Here is a 14,739-nt window from a genome sequence, read left to right as displayed (position 1 = left end):
TGCGGCCGAGTCGTGCCCGGCCGTAGCGTGCTGCTCATGCAACTGCGCCTGACCTCCACCACCCCCCGCCGGCGTCGCGTCGCCGCTCCCGTCGCGCTGGGACTCACCGCCACCCTCATCGTGCTCGCCGGGTGCGACAACCTGTCGTTCCGCCGGCTCGACTACGACAACACCGAGGCGGTCCGGATCACCACGGTCCGGGTCTCCGGTGGCTCGGGTGACGTGGTGGTGCGGGGCACCGGCCCGGCGTCCGAGGTGCGGATCAAGCGGGTGGTGCGTTACCAGGGCGGTGAACCGGACAACACCCGGTACGAGATCAAGGGCACCGAACTGGTGCTGGACACCGACTGCGGCTCGCGGTGCAGCATCTCCTACGAGGTGACGGTGCCGGAGGGCGTGGCGGTGCAGGGCGAGACCAGCTCCGGCAACGTCGAGCTGAGCCGGGTCGGCGCGGTGGAGCTGCAGGTGAGCTCGGGCGACGTGCGGATCTCCGGCGCGTCGGGCGCGGTCGGGGTGGAGGCCCGCTCGGGCAACATCGAGGTGAGCGAGGCCACCGCGGCGGTACGGTTGCGTGCCTCGTCCGGGGATATCACCGCACGCCGGCTGGCCGGCACTGTCGACGCCGAGGCCAACTCCGGCAACGTCGACGTCCAGCTCGACCAGCCCGCCTCGGCCCGGGTGCACGCCTCCAGCGGTGATGTCACGCTGCTGGTGCCCCAGGGCAGCTACCGGGTCCGGTCCAACGCCGACTCCGGCGACGAGACCGTCACCGTCGCCGACAACCCGGCCGCGTCCCTGGTGCTCGACGGTTCGGCCAACAGCGGCAACCTCACGATCAGCCAGCGTTGAGCGTGACGCTGGCCTCCTCCCGGGCCACCCGCTGCGCCGGCACCACCACTCGACCGCCGATCGTCCCGGCACCGTCCGACGTGTCGCCGCCCGGCTGGGCCGCCTCGTCGGCGGGCTGCGCCGCGCCACCGGGGATCAGCTCCGGGCGGCGGCGGGCGGCGACGTCCTCGACCCAGCCGACGGCCAGTGTGACCAACCCGACCAGGGCGAAGACCAGCAGCACCCGGATGGCCAGGCCCACCGGGTCCTGGTGGGACCAGCCCACCACGTCGACCAGTGGAGTGAGCGCCACCACGAACGGCATGTGCCAGAGGTAGACGGTGAGCGCGCGCCGGTTGAGCACGGTGACCGCCCGCTCGGCCAGTCGGCTCCGGCTCAGCCAGGAGACCCCGGCCGGTGCCCGACCCAGCACGATCAGGATGAATGCGGCCGACCAGAGGGCGTTGCCGAGGTGGTTGTCGTTCAGGTCGTACCCACGCGGCCCGGGATGCCCGACGATCCAGGCACCGCCGCCCACGGCGAGAGCGAGCGCCAACGGGTACAGCAGCCAACCGGAAAGTCGGCGCAGCATCCCGGCGTGGTGGGCGAAGCCGAGCAGCCACGCTCCGAAGTAGAGCCCGAACTCGCGCAGCACCGGCGGCGCCGGGTAGATCCCCACCTCGATCATCACCAGCAGGAGGTACGGGGCGAGCAGGGTCGGCAGTGGGGCACGCCGGAACAGCCAGAACGCGACCGGTGAGGCGAACACGAACCACAGGTAGTCGCGCAGGTACCAGATGACGCTCAGCGCCAGCGCGCCCCAGTGGTTGGCCGGCGGGTCGGCCACCGGGAACAGCCACAGCAGCACCCGGGGGCTCACCGGCAGCCCGGTGAACAGCATCGCTGGCACGAAGACCACAGCGACCACCCACAGCGACGGCAGCAGCCGACGCAGCCGACGCCCGACCGCCGCCGGCCCGGAGCGGGTCAGCGAGGCGGCCATCAGCGAGCCGGCCAGCGCGAACATCACCGACATGGCGGGGAAGACGAGGGTGAGGGTCGCCCATCCGGTGACGTGGTAGACGACGACTCGAACGATGGCCAGGGAACGGAGCAGATCGAGATACCGGTTGCGCATCAGCCTGCATCTGGGTCGGGGACGCGGGGCGTAACTCCCCTACCCTGCGCGGTGCCCGCGCGAAACGGTCACCACCCCGACCAAACGTGATCCTTTCCACCCAGCTGACCGAAATGACCTCTGGCTAATCGAGATCCAACTGCCGGAACACCGACGATTGCGGGGCCGGCGGCTCAGCCGGCCCCGCAACCACCGTGAGGGACGATGACTGAACCACTGGCCAGCCCGATCCTGACCCTCGGTCCGCCGGGCCGTTACCACGCCCGGGTCGATGTCACCGAGCGTGCCGAACTGCGCCGCGTCGAAGCCCGACCGGACCACCCCATCCCCATCATGGGCGTGGAACGGTTCCGGGTCCGCTTCTGGGCCGCACGTCCGGGCGAGGGGTGACCGGATCACCCGGCCGGTGAATGCTGGTGGATCAGAAACCCAGCTTGCGCAGCTGCCTCGGGTCACGCTGCCAGTCCTTCGCGACCCGCACGTGCAGGTCGAGGTAGACCCGGCTGCCCAGCAGCTCCTCGATCTGCTTGCGGGCGGTGGTGCCGACCTCCTTGAGCCGACTCGCCTTGTGCCCGAGCACGATGGCCTTCTGACTGGGCCGCTCCACGTACAGGTCAGCGTAGATCTTCATGACCTGGCCCTCGGGGATCATCTCCTCCACCACCACGGCGATGGAGTGCGGCAGCTCGTCGCGGACCCCCTCCAGCGCGGCCTCCCGGATCAGCTCGGCGACCAGCACCTGCTCGGGGTCGTCGGTGAGCATGTCGTCCGGATAGAGCTGCGGCGACGGTGGCAGGTAACTGGTCATCACGTCGACCAGGGTGTCCACCTGGTGCCCGGACACCGCGCTCACCGGCACGATCTCGGCGAACTCCCCCATCTCGCTGACCGCTAGCAGCTGCTCCGCCAGGCGACGCTTGTCCACCAGGTCGGTCTTGGTCACCACCGCCAGCACTGTCGCCTTCAACCCGGCCAGCTCACCGGTGATGAACCGGTCACCGCGCCCGACCGGCTCGTCGGCCGGGATGCACAGGCCGATCACGTCGACCTCGGTCCAGGTGGACCGGACCAGGTCGTTGAGACGTTCACCGAGCAGCGTACGGGGGCGGTGCAGGCCCGGCGTGTCGACGAGGACCAGCTGCGACTCCGGGCGGTGCAGCACCGCCCGGATGACGTGCCGGGTGGTCTGCGGCTTGTTCGAGGTGATGGCGATCTTGGTGCCGACGATGGCGTTGGTGAGCGTCGACTTGCCAGCGTTGGGACGACCGACGAAGCAGCCGAACCCGGCCCGGTACGGTCGCGCCTGCGGATCCTGCACCGGGCTCACTCGGTCACCGTGCCGAGCACCGTGCCGTCCGGAGCGGCCACGTGGACCGGCGCGTCGGCCGCGAGGTCCCGCACCGCCGCGTGCCCGGCACCGTCCAGCGTCGACGCCTCGGTCACCACCACCGCTGCCTCCAACCGGCTAGCCCCGGCCGCCACCGCCGAAGCGACAGCCAACTGCAACGCGGTGAGCGTCAGCGACGGCAGCGCGACACTTGCCGCCGCGTACGTCCGGCCGTCCTGGTCGCGGACCGCGGCACCCTCCACGGCACCGACCCGGGCGCGGGCTCCCCGGGCCAGGACGACGAGCTTGCCGTCCTCGGCGCTCAGCGCGCCCGACGCGGTGGGGGTGGGCCGGGCGACAGGCGCGGCGGGTGTGTCAGGCATCGGCGGGTTGCCTCTCGTCGTCTCGGTAGTTGTCCGTGTCGTCCCCGGGGCCGGCGTGCTCGCCGCGCCCCGCGGTGTCCTGCTCGTGGCCCGGCTCCACCCGGCTGACCAGCACGGTGTCGATCCGGTTGCGCCGGCCGGTGGTGCCCTCGGCGACCAGGCGGAGGCCGGCGACCTCGGCCTCGGCACCCGGGATCGGCACCCGCCCCAGGGACTGGGCGAGCAGGCCGCCAACCGTCTCCACCTCGTCGGTGGGCAGGTCGGTGTCGAACATCTCGCCGAGATTCTCCACCGGCAGGCGGGCGGTCACCCGCACCGAGGAGTCCCCCAGCCGTTCGACAGGCGGGCGCTCGACATCGTACTCGTCGGTGATCTCACCGACGATTTCCTCCAGGATGTCCTCGATGGTGACCAGACCGCCGGTGCCGCCGTACTCGTCGACCACGATGACCAGGTGGTTGCGGGCCGCCTGCATCTCGGACAGCAGGTCGTCGACCGGCTTGGACTCCGGTACGAAGGTCGCCGGGCGCATCAGCTCGGCCACCGGCAACTGCTCGGCTCCCGGGTCTCCGCCGCGGGAGCGCCGGATCAGGTCCTTGAGGTAGAGCACGCCCAGCACGTCGTCGACGCTCTCGCCGATCACCGGGATGCGGGAGAAGCCAGAGCGCAGGAACAGCGCCAGCGCCTGCGCGAGCGTCTTGCCCTCCTCGATCCACACCATCTCCGTACGCGGCACCATCACCTCGCGGGCGATGGTGTCGCCGAGCGCGAAGACGGAGTGGATCATCTGGCGCTCGCCGTGCTCGACCACGCCGCGTTGCTCGGCCAGGTCGACCAGTTCCCGCAGCTCCACCTGGGAGGCGAACGGGCCCTCCCGGAAGCCGCGCCCCGGGGTGACCGCGTTGCCGATCAGGATCAGCAACGACGCGAGCGGGTTGAGCGCCCGGCCCAACCAACGGACCAGCGGCGCCACCGCACGACCCACGGCGTAGGCGTGCTGCCGGCCGAGGGTGCGCGGGGCGACGCCCACGACCACGAAGCTGACCACTGTCATCGCACCGGCGGTCACCAGCGCGGCCCACCAGCCGGCGCCCAAGCTGTCCACCGCGACGAGCGCCACCAGCGTGGTGGCGGTCAGCTCGGCGAGCAGCCGCAACAGCAGGAGCAGGTTGAGGTGCCGGACCACGTCGCCGGCGACGACCTGGAGGGTACGGGCGCCGCGCACACCGTCGCGGGCCAGCTCGGCGGCGCGGGCGGGTGAGACGGCGGCGAGGGCCGCCTCGGTCATCGCGATCAGGCCGGCCAGCACCACCAGGCCGGCCGCGAAGACGATCAGCTGGAAGTCGGGAAGGCCGGCGGTGGCGCCGGCCGCCAGTAACGGAGGAGTTGACATCACTGGGTGCGGGTCGACCGCCAGCTCGCCAGCAGCCGAGCCTGGAGCGCGAACATCTCCCGCTCCTCCTCCGGCTCGGCGTGGTCGTAACCGAGCAGGTGCAGCACCCCGTGCACGGTGAGCAGGTGCAGCTCGTCGGCCGACGCGTGCCCGGCGGTCGCCGCCTGCTTGGCCGCCACCTCGGGGCAGAGCACGATGTCGCCGAGCAGTGCGGGCTCGCCGCCGGCCGGTGCGGACTCACCCGGGCCGTGGTCGACGCTGCCCTCGTCCATGGGGAAGGCGAGCACGTCGGTCGGGCCGTCGCCACCCATCCAGCGGTGGTTCAGCTCGGTCATGTAGTCGATGTCGACCAGCAGCACTGACAGCTCGGCGAGGGGGTTGACCCCCATCTCGTCGAGGGCGTGCCGGGCGACGGCGAGCACGGCGTCGGTGTCGACGTCGACACCGGACTCGTTGGCGATCTCGATGGACAACTGCTTTCCTCTGCTTTAGCGGCGGCGGCCGGCCCGGCCGCCCTGGGCGGGTCGCCCAGGCACGGCGTGAACGCCCTGCGCCTGCTGATTCTCCCGCTCGGCGTCCCAGCGGGCGTACGCGTCGACGATCTCGCCGACCAGCCGGTGGCGGACCACGTCGGAGCTGGACAGCTGCGAGAAGTGCACGTCGTCGACGTTTTCCAGGATCTCCCGGACCACCCGCAGGCCGCTGCTCGTCCCGCCGGGAAGGTCCACCTGGGTGATGTCACCGGTCACGACGATCTTCGAGTTGAAGCCGAGCCGGGTGAGGAACATCTTCATCTGCTCGGGCGTGGTGTTCTGCGCCTCGTCCAGGATGATGAACGCGTCGTTGAGCGTGCGGCCCCGCATGTAGGCCAGCGGCGCGACCTCGATCGTGCCGGCGGCCATCAGCTTCGGGATCGTCTCCGGGTCGAGCATGTCGTGCAGCGCGTCGTAGAGCGGGCGAAGGTAAGGGTCGATCTTCTCGTTGAGCGTGCCGGGCAGGAAGCCCAGCCGCTCGCCCGCCTCGACCGCCGGACGGGTGAGGATGATCCGGTTGACCTGCTTGGCCTGCAACGCCTGGACGGCCTTCGCCATCGCCAGGTAGGTCTTGCCGGTGCCGGCCGGGCCGATGCCGAAGACGATGGTGTGGGTGTCGATCGCGTCGACGTACCGCTTCTGCCCGAGCGTCTTGGGGCGGATGGTGCGCCCGCGCCGGGAGAGGATGTTGAGCGTCAGAACCTCGGCGGGCCGCTCGGCGCTGCCCTGCTCGAGCATGCCGACGGTACGCCGGACGGCGTCAGTGGTCAGGGTCTCGCCTTTCTCGATGAGTTCGAGGAGCTCGCTGAAGACCCGCTCGGCGAGAGCGTTGTCCGCGGGGTCACCGGTGATGGTGATCTCGTTGCCGCGGACGTGCACGTCACTGGTGACCGAGCGTTCGACGAGTCGGAGGATCTCGTCGCCCGCGCCGAGCAGATTCACCATGATCTTCGGGTCGGGCACGGTGATCCTGGTCTGCACCCGGGGCGGGCCGGGAGGTGGGGTGCCGGTCATAGGTCGGGCCGAAGGGCCCTGCGCCACCTGCTCTCGATCTCGGCGCCGGCCTGCTGGCCTGGCGTGCGGACGTTACACCCATCGTATCGGTTCAACACGGGCCGCATCGCGCCCATTTCCGCTGGCCGCGATCAACCCCCGGCCCGGAAGTCGTACCGGTCGAAGGTCTCCTGGTGGCGGGTGAACCGGTACGTCGCCCAGTGCATCCGGACCACCACGCCGGCCTCGTCCCGGGTCAGTCGCAGCAGCTCACCGGCCTCCCGACCGGAGACCACCCGGAACACGTCCGGCTGGTCCGCCAACGGGGTGAAGATCGCCGGCGGTCGTCCGGCCGGGTCGTCGACCCCGCGCGCCCGCAGGGCGCCGTCGTGCCAGGAGAAGACGTACTCGCTGCCCTCGCCCCACCAACGGCCGAGCGCACCCCGCAGGGCCGCCGGCGCGGGCGCCCCGGGACGCCAGGGCTCGATCTCGGCCGGGTCGTGCTCGACCGCCACCGCGAGCAGCCGGTGCGGCAGGCCGAGCAGTTCGGCGGCCGTGCCGGACGAGCCGAGCACCGCGGCGCCCATCGCACCTGCCGTGCCGTCACCACCGCGACGGCCGTACACCCCGGCGAGGAAGCCGGGCATCGCCCCGTCGTGCCCCACGTGCATCACCCGTTCCCCCTGTGGGATCAGGATCAGCCCGAGCCCGAAGCCCGCGCCCCAGAGCGTCTCGTCGGTGGTGGTCAACGGCCAGCGCATCTCGTCCAGGGTGGCCGGGGCGAGGACCGCGCCGGCCGGGTCCAGGGCAGCGGGGTCGGCCAGGAACGCCGCCCAGCGGGCCATGTCGGTGGCGGTGCTCCACAAATGGGCGGCCGGGCCGACAGCGCCGAAGTCGGTCGGCGGTTCCGGGTGCGCCTCGTCGGAGTACGCGTCGACCAGGAACCCGGTGGCCGCCGTCGGCCGTGGGGTCACTGTGGTGTCGGTCAGCCCCAGCGGCGTCAGGATCCGCTCGGTGAGGGCCTGCGCCCAGCTCCCGCCCCGCAGCCGGGCGACGAGCTGGCCGAGGACTGCCATACCCAGGTTCGAGTAGTGGAACCGGCGGCCGGTCGGCAGCACCCGCTCGGCGCGGTCCAGCTCGGCGACCAGTTGGTCGGCGTCCGGTGCGCGCAGGCTGTCCCAGACGTCGCCGAACGGCTCGCGTTGCAGGCCAGCGGTGTGCGACAGCAACCGGCGTACGGTCAGCTCGCCGTGCGCCGGGAGGTCGAGGTGCCGGCCCACCGGGTCGTCCAGGTCCAGCAGCCCGTCGTCGCGGCACTGCAGGACCAGCACCGCGGTGAACGTCTTGGTGACCGAGCCGATCCGGAACTGGGTGCCCGGCCCCAGCGGGTTGTCGGTGCCGGTCCCGCCGACGGTACGGGTCCAGAGCGGTCGGTCGGCCCGGTGCAGCGCCGCCGACACCGCCGGCACCCGGGCGTCGGCCTGCACCCGCCGGACGAGCCGGTCCAGGTGCTCGTGCACGCGGCTGTCCGGCACGCTCACCCGAGGTCCCGGGCCAGCATCGGGCCCAGCGGCGCGCCACCGAGCAGGTGCGCGTGCACGTGGAACACCTCCTGCCCGCCGTACGCGCCGGTGTTGAACATCAGCCGGAAACCGTCGCCGAGCAGGCCCTCGTCCTCGGCCACGGCGGCGGACGTCGCCAGCACGTCGGCGGCGAGCGCCGGGTCACCCTGGGCGAGCGTCGCCACGTCGGCGTAGTGCTCCTTCGGAATGACCAGCACGTGCACCGGCGCCTTCGGGTCGATGTCACGGAAGGCGAGCGTGGTGTCGGTCTCCCGGACCACGGTGGCCGGGATCTCCCCGGCGACGATGCGGCAGAACAGGCAGTCGGATCCCATCGGGGCAGTGTAAGGAGTAACGGGCCGGTGCCGCCGTGGCGCGGCCCGCGCCGCCGGCCCGTTCGCCGGCATAGAAACGGCTGAGGCAGGATGGCCGGCATGACGGATCGGGCGGTACTCGTGACCGGGGCCTCGCGCGGGATCGGCAGCGCGGTGGCAATGGCGTTCGCGGCCAGCGGTGACCGGGTGGCCATCCACCACCGCGACTCCGCCGACGCGGCCGAGCGGCTGCGCGCGCGGCTACCCGGCGCCGGGCACGTGGTGGTCCGCGCCGACCTCACCGATCCGGACGCGGTCCGGGCCATGGTCGACCGGGCCGCGGAGCTGCTCGGCGGGCTGGACGTGCTGGTCAACAACGCCGGGACGTACGGCGACCGCGACGACCCGCACCCGGTCTTCGGCGCCTCGTACGAACAGTGGCAGAACCGCTGGCGGCAGGTGCTGGAGACCAACCTGACCGGTGCCGGCAACGTCATCTGGTGCGCCGCCCAGCACATGCGGGAGCGCGGCGGGCGGATCGTCAACGTCTCGTCCCGGGGCGCGTTCCGCGGCGAGCCGCACCAACCGGCGTACGGTGCCAGCAAGGCGGGGCTGAACGCGTTGGGTCAGTCCCTCGCGGTGGCGCTCGCGCCGTACGGCATCACGGTGGCAACCGTCGCGCCGGGGTTCGTGGCGACCGACATGGTCACCGAGTACCTGCGCGGTGAGGAGGGCGCCGCCATCCGGGCGCAGAGCCCGTTCGACCGGGTGGGCGAACCGGAGGAGATCGCCGCGGCCGTGCACTGGCTGGCCTCGCCGCAGGCCACGTGGGCCTCCGGCACGATCGTCGACCTCAACGGCGCCTCGTACCTGCGCAGCTGACCTCGCGACCCGAACCCGCTGCGGCGTCCGCCCGACGGACCGGCGGTGGGCCGCGGCCCCCGACCGACCGGCGGTGGGCCGCGGCCCTGCGGGCCGACGGCGAACACCACATTGAGCGTGATGCCTGTCAGTCATCGTGATGACCCAGAGGCATCACGCTCAATCGAGCGGGCGGCTCCGATCCGGCCGGACCACAAGCCAGCGCGCGGCGGAACACCAGCGGCCGAAACGAGCGACGGGCCACCAGCGGCCGCAACGAGCGGCGGCGTCAGGGGTGGCCAGCTACCAGCGGCCGAGGCGGGTGGCGAGCACGCTGAGCGCGGCCACGCCGGCCGTGGAGGTACGCAGGACCTCCGGCCCGAGGCGTACCGGCCGGCCACCGGCCTCGCGGAAGGCTGTCAGCTCAGCCGGGGCGATGCCACCCTCGGGGCCGACGACGAGGACGATCTCCCCGGCCGACGGCAGGTCGACGCCGGTCAGCGGCTCCTCGGCCTCCTCGTGCAGCACGAACCCGGCGGCGGCACCGGCGATCCGGCGGGCCACCGTGGCGGTGGACTCGTCCGGCGCACCGGCCACCACCGGTAGCCACGGTCGGCGGGCCTGCTTGGCCGCCTCCCGGGCGGTGGCCACCCACTTCTCCCGGGCGCGTACGCCCCGGTCGCCGCGCCACTGGACCACCGAACGCGATGCCGCCCAGGGGACGATCTCGTCCACCCCGACCTCGGTCATCGCCTGCACGGCCAGCTCGCCCCGGTCGCCCTTGGCGATGCCCTGCACCGTCACCAGCCGGGGTACGGGCGCGTCCGCGTACCCCCGGGAGGTGACGGTGACCTCCAGGCTGCCCCGGCCGACGGCCGTGACCACGGCGGCGGCCGTGCCACCCCGGCCGTCGGCGAGCAGCAGCTCCTCGCCGACGCGCAGCCGCTGCACGGTGGCGGCGTGGTGCCCCTCCGGGCCGTCCAGGGTCAGCGTGTCGCCGGTGGGCAGCGCCTCGACCAGGAACAGCGGCGCGGACACTCAGGCGTGCCCGTTGAACGCGTCGCGCATCCGGGAGAAGAAGCCGCCCTGCTTGGACAGCTCGGCGACCTCCTCGCCACGGGTCTTGGCGAAGTCGCGCAGCATCTTCTCCTGGTCGGCGTCGAGCTTGGTCGGGGTTCGCACGTCCAGGTGGACGTAGAGGTCACCCCGGCCGGTGCCGCGCAGGTGCGGGACGCCTCGGGCGCGCAGCCGCAGCGTGCTGCCCGGCTGGGTGCCGGGCTTGACGTCGACCGGCTCCTCGCTGTCCAGCGTCTTGATGGTCAGCCGGGTGCCGAGCGCGGCGGCGGTCATCGGCACGGTGACCCGGCAGTGCAGGTCGTCGCCCTTGCGCGAGTAGACGTCGTGCGGACGTTCGTGGATCTCCACGTAGAGGTCACCGGCGGTGCCGCCGCCCGGGCCGACCTCGCCCTGCTGGGCCAGCCGGATCCGCATGCCGTCCTCGACGCCGGCCGGGATCTTGACGGTCAGCGACCGGCGGGTGCGCACCCGGCCGTCACCGGCGCAGGTGGGGCAGGGGTGCGGGATGGTGGTGCCGTAGCCCTGGCAGACGGTGCACGGCCGGGCGGAGACCACCTGACCGAGGAACGTCCGCTGCACCGATTGCACCTCGCCCCGACCGCCGCACGCCTCGCAGGTCGCCAGGTGCGTGCCGGCGGCGGTGCCGGCACCGGAGCAGGTGGTGCAGAGCACAGCGGTGTCGACGGTGATCGGCGCCTCGACGCCGAACGCCGTCTCGTGCAGGTCGAGTTCGAGTCGCAGGATCGCGTCGGCACCCGGGCGGGTACGCGGCCGAGGGCCACGGGCGCCACCCGCCGCGCCGCCGAAGAACGCGTCCATGATGTCCTGGAAGCCGACGAACGGGCCGGCTCCACCGGGGCCGCCCGGGCCACCGGCGCCGCCACCCGGGGCGAGCGGGTCGCCACCCAGGTCGACGATCTGCCGCTTCCGGTCGTCCGAGAGGACCTCGTACGCGGCGTTGATGTCCTTGAACTTCTCCTGAGCCTCCGGGTCCGGATTGACATCCGGGTGGAACTGGCGTGCCAGCTTGCGGTAGGCGCGCTTGATCTCGTCATCGGAGGCTTCCCGGCTCACACCGAGAATGCCGTAGTAGTCCCTGGCCACTGCGTTCCGTGTCCTCATGTTCGTCTCGCGTTGCGCCGGTCGGCGGCCGCAGCCGGCCGCATCGGCCCTGACCAATCAGTTCTGGGCCAGCAACTCGCCCACGTAGCGTGCCACGGCGCGCACCGTGGCGATGTTGCCGGGGTAGTCCATCCGGGTGGGCCCCAGCACCCCGAGCCCGCCCACGATGGTGGTGCCCGGGCCGTAGCCGGTGCTGACCACCGAGGCGGCGCGCAGGTTGTCGAACTCGTTCTCGTCGCCGATCAGCACCCGGGTCGTGCTCGGCTCGGTCTCACCGATGAGCTTGAGCAGCACGACCTCCTCCTCCAGCGCCTCGAGGATCGGCCGCAGCGAGCCCTGGAAGTCGAGCAGCCCGCCCCGGGTGAGGTTGGCGGTGCCGGCGAGGGCGATCCGTTCCTCGTGCCGTTCGACGAGCGTCTCCAGCAGCACGCTGGCGAGCGTGGTCATGGTCGGTCGCAGCCCGGTCGGCGCTTCCTCGACCAGCGCCTGCACCAGCGGTGGCGTCTCGGACAGCCGGGCGTTGGCGAGCTTCTCGTTGATCAGTCGGCGCAGGTCGGTGACGTCGTCGGCGGGCACCGGCCCGGGCAGCTCCACGAGTCGCTGCTCCACCCGGCCGGTGTCCGCGATCATGACGAGCATCAGCCGGGTGGTGGAGATCGGCACCAGCTCCAGGTGACGCACCGAGGAGCGGGCCAGGCTCGGGTACTGCACGACGGCGACCTGCCGGGTGAGCTGGGCGAGCAGCCGCACCGTGCGGTGCACCACGTCGTCGAGGTCGACAGCGCCGACCAGGAAGCGCTCGATGGCCCGGCGCTCGGCCGGGCTGAGCGGCTTGACCCGGGACAGCCGGTCGACGAAGAGGCGGTAGCCGCGGTCGGTGGGCACCCGGCCGGCACTGGTGTGCGGCTGCCGGATGTAACCCTCCTCCTCCAGCACGGCCATGTCGTTGCGGACCGTCGCCGGGGAGACCCCGAGCTGGTGCCGCTCGACCAGCGCCTTGCTGCCGACCGGCTCCTGGGTGGAGACGTAGTCTTCGACGATGGCGCGGAGCACTGCGAGTTTCCGGTCGTCGAGACCCATCCTCCGCACCTCCTGTCGCACGTCGGCCGCCGGCGCCCTGGGCCGGCCGAGCCGTCCTGGCACTCGACTGTAGCGAGTGCCAGTCTACGTCGGCAGGCCCGCCGACGCGATGATCAACGGCCACCGGTCGGTGCGGCCCGCGCCACCGCACTGGGCCGATCGGCCCGCACTGCCGGGCGGTGTCGCTCTGGTGCGGCGTTGCCACGGGCCCCTACCGTGACATCCATGACTGAACCTCCTCGCCCTCCCGGTTCGGGTGAGCCCGGCAACTACCCGCCGGAGCCGACCTCCCCGGGCCCGTTCCCGTCGGCCGAGCCGCCCACCGCACCACTGTCGGGCGCACCCGGCCCGGCCGGCTATCCCCCGGCCGGTGGCTATCCGCCTCCCACCGGTGACCAACCGACGTCAGGTGGCTACCCTCCGGCAGGCGGCTACCCCCCGCCCGGGGGCTACCCGCCCGGCGGCTATCCGGCCGGTGGGGCCTACGGCGGCCCCGGCGGCGGCTACGCCACCAACGAGGACAAGACCTGGGCGTTGGTCGCCCACTTCGGCGGCGCGCTCGGCGCGCTGATCAGCTTCGGTCCGCTGGGCTTCGTCGCCCCGCTCATCGCCTACCTGGCCCGTGGCCAGCAGTCGCCGACCGTCCGGGCGCACGCCCTCGCCGCCCTGAACTTCCAGATCCTCTGGTCGATCATCGCGTTCGTGCTGCTCTTCGTGAGCTGGTGCCTGCTCTTCCTGCCCAGCATCGCCGTCGTGGTGATCCAGATCCTGTTCGGGATCATCGCCGGCGTGAAGGCCAACGAGGGCACCCCGTACCGCTACCCGATGACCGCCAACTTCATCAAGTGAACCGGGCCGGCCGCTCCCCCGGCCGGTTCGGCACACCGCCCGCCCTGCGCTCAGGGCAGCAGATCGCGGACGACCGCGTCGGCGAGCAGTCGCCCGCGCACTGTGAGCACCGCCCGGCCGGCGGCGTACTCGTCGGCGGCCAGTAGGCCGCCGGCCAGCGCCCGCTCCGCGCCGGCCCGCCCGGCGGCGTCGAGCACCGCCAGCGGGAGACCGCTGGCCAGCCGCAGCCGCAGCATCACGTCCTCCATGTGCGCCTCGTCGACAGTGAGCACCTCCCGGGCCAGCCCGGGAGACGCACCGGCGGCCAGCCGCTGGGCGTACGCGGAGGGGTGTTTGACGTTCCACCAGCGCACCCCGCCGACGTGGCTGTGCGCCCCCGGGCCGAGGCCCCACCAGTCCGCGCCGGTCCAGTAGAGCAGGTTGTGCCGGCACCGGGCCTGGTCGCTGCGGGCCCAGTTGGAGACCTCGTACCAGGAGAACCCGGCCGCGTCGAGCGCGGCCTCCGCCGCCAGGTAGCGGTCCGCGGCCACGTCGTCACTGGGGTACGCCAGCTCGCCGCGCCGCATCCGGGCGGCGAGCCGGGTGCCGTCCTCGACGATCAGGGCGTACGCGCTGACGTGGTCCACCCCGGCGGCGACCACCTGCTCCAGCGAGGCGGCGAAGTCCTCGGCCCGTTCCCCCGGAGTGCCGTAGATCAGGTCCAGGTTGACGTGCGCGAACCCGGCGTCGCGCGCCTCCAGGGCGGCGGCGGTGGCCCGGCCGGCGCTGTGTGTGCGGTCCAGGATCGCCAGCACCCCCGGGGAGGCGGACTGCATGCCCAGCGAGATCCGGGTGTAGCCGGCCGCCCGCAGCAGCTTCAACGATTCCGGGGTGACCGACTCGGGGTTGGCCTCGGTGGTCACCTCGGCGTCGGCGGCCAGCCCCCAGGTGCGGTCGATCCCGTCGAGGATGCGGGCCAGGTCGTCGGCGGGGAGCAGGGTGGGCGTGCCACCACCGACGAAGACGGTGTCGACCCGGGGCGGCGGGTTGTCGCCCAGCACCCGGGCGGCGAGCGCCAGCTCGGCCAGGACGGTGTCGGCGTACCCCTCGCGGCTGGCACCGCCGCCCAGTTCGGCTGCGGTGTAGGTGTTGAAGTCGCAGTAGCCGCAGCGACTGGCGCAGAACGGGACGTGCACGTACACGCCGAAGCCGCGCGCGCCGACCGCTGCGGTGGCGGTGGCGGGCAACGATCCGTCGACGGGGACGGTCTCACCATCTGGAAGGACGCCGGGCATGGCCA

The 14,739-nt window shown here is 72.5% G+C and carries 16 protein-coding genes; 4 read left to right on the top strand and 12 right to left on the bottom strand.

The features are described from left to right. The first annotated feature begins 36 nt into the window (after positions 1 to 36). Positions 37 to 849 (top strand): DUF4097 family beta strand repeat-containing protein, encoded by an 813-nt coding sequence (locus tag ACX27O_RS31740; protein ID WP_210859607.1) that lies wholly within the window; start codon positions 37 to 39, stop codon positions 847 to 849. On the opposite strand, the gene ACX27O_RS31735 is transcribed toward ACX27O_RS31740, so the two are convergent. Beyond that, on the bottom strand, positions 836 to 1,966 hold the full coding sequence (locus ACX27O_RS31735; protein ID WP_458940539.1) for an acyltransferase family protein: 1,131 nt from the start codon (positions 1,964 to 1,966) through the stop codon (positions 836 to 838). The two genes, ACX27O_RS31740 and ACX27O_RS31735, sit on opposite strands and share 14 nt — an antisense overlap. 204 nt (positions 1,967 to 2,170) lie before the next feature. Here ACX27O_RS31735 and ACX27O_RS31730 point away from each other — a divergent pair, with 204 nt between their 5' ends. Further along, a complete protein-coding gene (locus ACX27O_RS31730) occupies positions 2,171 to 2,356 on the top strand; it encodes a hypothetical protein (RefSeq protein ID WP_357640661.1) in 186 nt (61 codons plus the stop codon). A 31-nt stretch (positions 2,357 to 2,387) separates the two neighbouring features. Here ACX27O_RS31730 and era read toward each other — a convergent pair whose 3' ends face one another. From era to ACX27O_RS31695, 7 genes are all read right to left on the bottom strand, one after another. Then, entirely contained in the window at positions 2,388 to 3,284 is an 897-nt protein-coding gene (gene era / locus ACX27O_RS31725) for a GTPase Era (protein ID WP_156057903.1), read from the bottom strand. Between the two features lie 5 nt (positions 3,285 to 3,289). Next, on the bottom strand, positions 3,290 to 3,676 hold the full coding sequence (locus ACX27O_RS31720; protein WP_030336454.1) for a hypothetical protein: 387 nt from the start codon (positions 3,674 to 3,676) through the stop codon (positions 3,290 to 3,292). Continuing rightward, positions 3,669 to 5,093 carry a hemolysin family protein gene (locus ACX27O_RS31715; protein WP_387222377.1) on the bottom strand — a complete coding sequence of 475 codons (1,425 nt, stop codon included), beginning with the start codon at positions 5,091 to 5,093 and terminating at the stop codon, positions 3,669 to 3,671. Before ACX27O_RS31715 ends, ACX27O_RS31720 begins: the two co-directional genes overlap by 8 nt. Next, complete coding sequence (gene ybeY / locus ACX27O_RS31710; RefSeq protein ID WP_030336457.1) at positions 5,069 to 5,542, bottom strand: rRNA maturation RNase YbeY; 474 nt, start codon at positions 5,540 to 5,542, stop codon at positions 5,069 to 5,071. Before ybeY ends, ACX27O_RS31715 begins: the two co-directional genes overlap by 25 nt. Before the next feature lie 15 nt (positions 5,543 to 5,557). Then, the gene (locus ACX27O_RS31705; RefSeq protein ID WP_030336459.1) at positions 5,558 to 6,616 is read right to left on the bottom strand and encodes a PhoH family protein; all 1,059 of its coding nucleotides are present in this window, start codon (positions 6,614 to 6,616) and stop codon (positions 5,558 to 5,560) included. Positions 6,617 to 6,747: 131 nt separating this feature from the next. Beyond that, positions 6,748 to 8,136, bottom strand: coding sequence for a serine hydrolase domain-containing protein (locus ACX27O_RS31700; RefSeq protein ID WP_458940538.1), 1,389 nt, complete (start codon positions 8,134 to 8,136; stop codon positions 6,748 to 6,750). Beyond that, positions 8,133 to 8,492 (bottom strand): histidine triad nucleotide-binding protein, encoded by a 360-nt coding sequence (locus ACX27O_RS31695; protein ID WP_030336463.1) that lies wholly within the window; start codon positions 8,490 to 8,492, stop codon positions 8,133 to 8,135. The genes ACX27O_RS31700 and ACX27O_RS31695 overlap by 4 nt, the downstream gene beginning before the upstream one ends. A 99-nt stretch (positions 8,493 to 8,591) precedes the next feature. Here ACX27O_RS31695 and ACX27O_RS31690 point away from each other — a divergent pair, with 99 nt between their 5' ends. Further along, positions 8,592 to 9,353: an SDR family NAD(P)-dependent oxidoreductase gene (locus ACX27O_RS31690; protein ID WP_030336465.1), complete on the top strand. Its 762-nt coding sequence runs from the start codon at positions 8,592 to 8,594 to the stop codon at positions 9,351 to 9,353. A gap of 282 nt (positions 9,354 to 9,635) precedes the next feature. Here the strand turns inward: ACX27O_RS31690 and ACX27O_RS31685 are convergent, their stop codons facing one another. The 3 genes from ACX27O_RS31685 to hrcA all read right to left on the bottom strand — a co-directional run bounded on the left by ACX27O_RS31685 (position 9,636) and on the right by hrcA (position 12,611). Next, positions 9,636 to 10,370: a 16S rRNA (uracil(1498)-N(3))-methyltransferase gene (locus ACX27O_RS31685; RefSeq protein WP_030336466.1), complete on the bottom strand. Its 735-nt coding sequence runs from the start codon at positions 10,368 to 10,370 to the stop codon at positions 9,636 to 9,638. Next, on the bottom strand, positions 10,371 to 11,513 hold the full coding sequence (gene dnaJ / locus ACX27O_RS31680; protein ID WP_030336468.1) for a molecular chaperone DnaJ: 1,143 nt from the start codon (positions 11,511 to 11,513) through the stop codon (positions 10,371 to 10,373). Between the two features lie 75 nt (positions 11,514 to 11,588). Further along, positions 11,589 to 12,611 (bottom strand): heat-inducible transcriptional repressor HrcA, encoded by a 1,023-nt coding sequence (hrcA, locus tag ACX27O_RS31675; RefSeq protein ID WP_030336470.1) that lies wholly within the window; start codon positions 12,609 to 12,611, stop codon positions 11,589 to 11,591. A gap of 225 nt (positions 12,612 to 12,836) precedes the next feature. Between hrcA and ACX27O_RS31670 the strand changes: the two genes are divergently transcribed. Then, entirely contained in the window at positions 12,837 to 13,460 is a 624-nt protein-coding gene (locus ACX27O_RS31670) for a DUF4870 domain-containing protein (protein WP_210866628.1), read from the top strand. A gap of 50 nt (positions 13,461 to 13,510) precedes the next feature. Here the strand turns inward: ACX27O_RS31670 and hemW are convergent, their stop codons facing one another. Further along, the gene (gene hemW, locus ACX27O_RS31665) at positions 13,511 to 14,734 is read right to left on the bottom strand and encodes a radical SAM family heme chaperone HemW (RefSeq protein WP_030336474.1); all 1,224 of its coding nucleotides are present in this window, start codon (positions 14,732 to 14,734) and stop codon (positions 13,511 to 13,513) included. Between the last annotated feature and the right edge of the window lie 5 nt (positions 14,735 to 14,739).

The organism is Micromonospora sp. SD19, assembly GCF_054462275.1.
Note: the sequence above shows the minus strand (reverse complement) of the source record. Positions and strands in the feature narration are given on the sequence as shown.

Coding starts and splice junctions, on each gene's coding strand:
- ACX27O_RS31740 (WP_210859607.1), top strand. CDS start 37: ATGCAACTGCGCCTGACCTCCACCACCCCCCGCCGGCGTCGCGTCGCC.
- ACX27O_RS31735 (WP_458940539.1), bottom strand. CDS start 1,966: ATGCGCAACCGGTATCTCGATCTGCTCCGTTCCCTGGCCATCGTTCGA.
- ACX27O_RS31730 (WP_357640661.1), top strand. CDS start 2,171: ATGACTGAACCACTGGCCAGCCCGATCCTGACCCTCGGTCCGCCGGGC.
- ACX27O_RS31720 (WP_030336454.1), bottom strand. CDS start 3,676: ATGCCTGACACACCCGCCGCGCCTGTCGCCCGGCCCACCCCCACCGCG.
- ACX27O_RS31705 (WP_030336459.1), bottom strand. CDS start 6,616: ATGACCGGCACCCCACCTCCCGGCCCGCCCCGGGTGCAGACCAGGATC.
- ACX27O_RS31695 (WP_030336463.1), bottom strand. CDS start 8,492: ATGGGATCCGACTGCCTGTTCTGCCGCATCGTCGCCGGGGAGATCCCG.
- ACX27O_RS31690 (WP_030336465.1), top strand. CDS start 8,592: ATGACGGATCGGGCGGTACTCGTGACCGGGGCCTCGCGCGGGATCGGC.
- hrcA (WP_030336470.1), bottom strand. CDS start 12,611: ATGGGTCTCGACGACCGGAAACTCGCAGTGCTCCGCGCCATCGTCGAA.
- ACX27O_RS31670 (WP_210866628.1), top strand. CDS start 12,837: ATGACTGAACCTCCTCGCCCTCCCGGTTCGGGTGAGCCCGGCAACTAC.
- hemW (WP_030336474.1), bottom strand. CDS start 14,734: ATGCCCGGCGTCCTTCCAGATGGTGAGACCGTCCCCGTCGACGGATCG.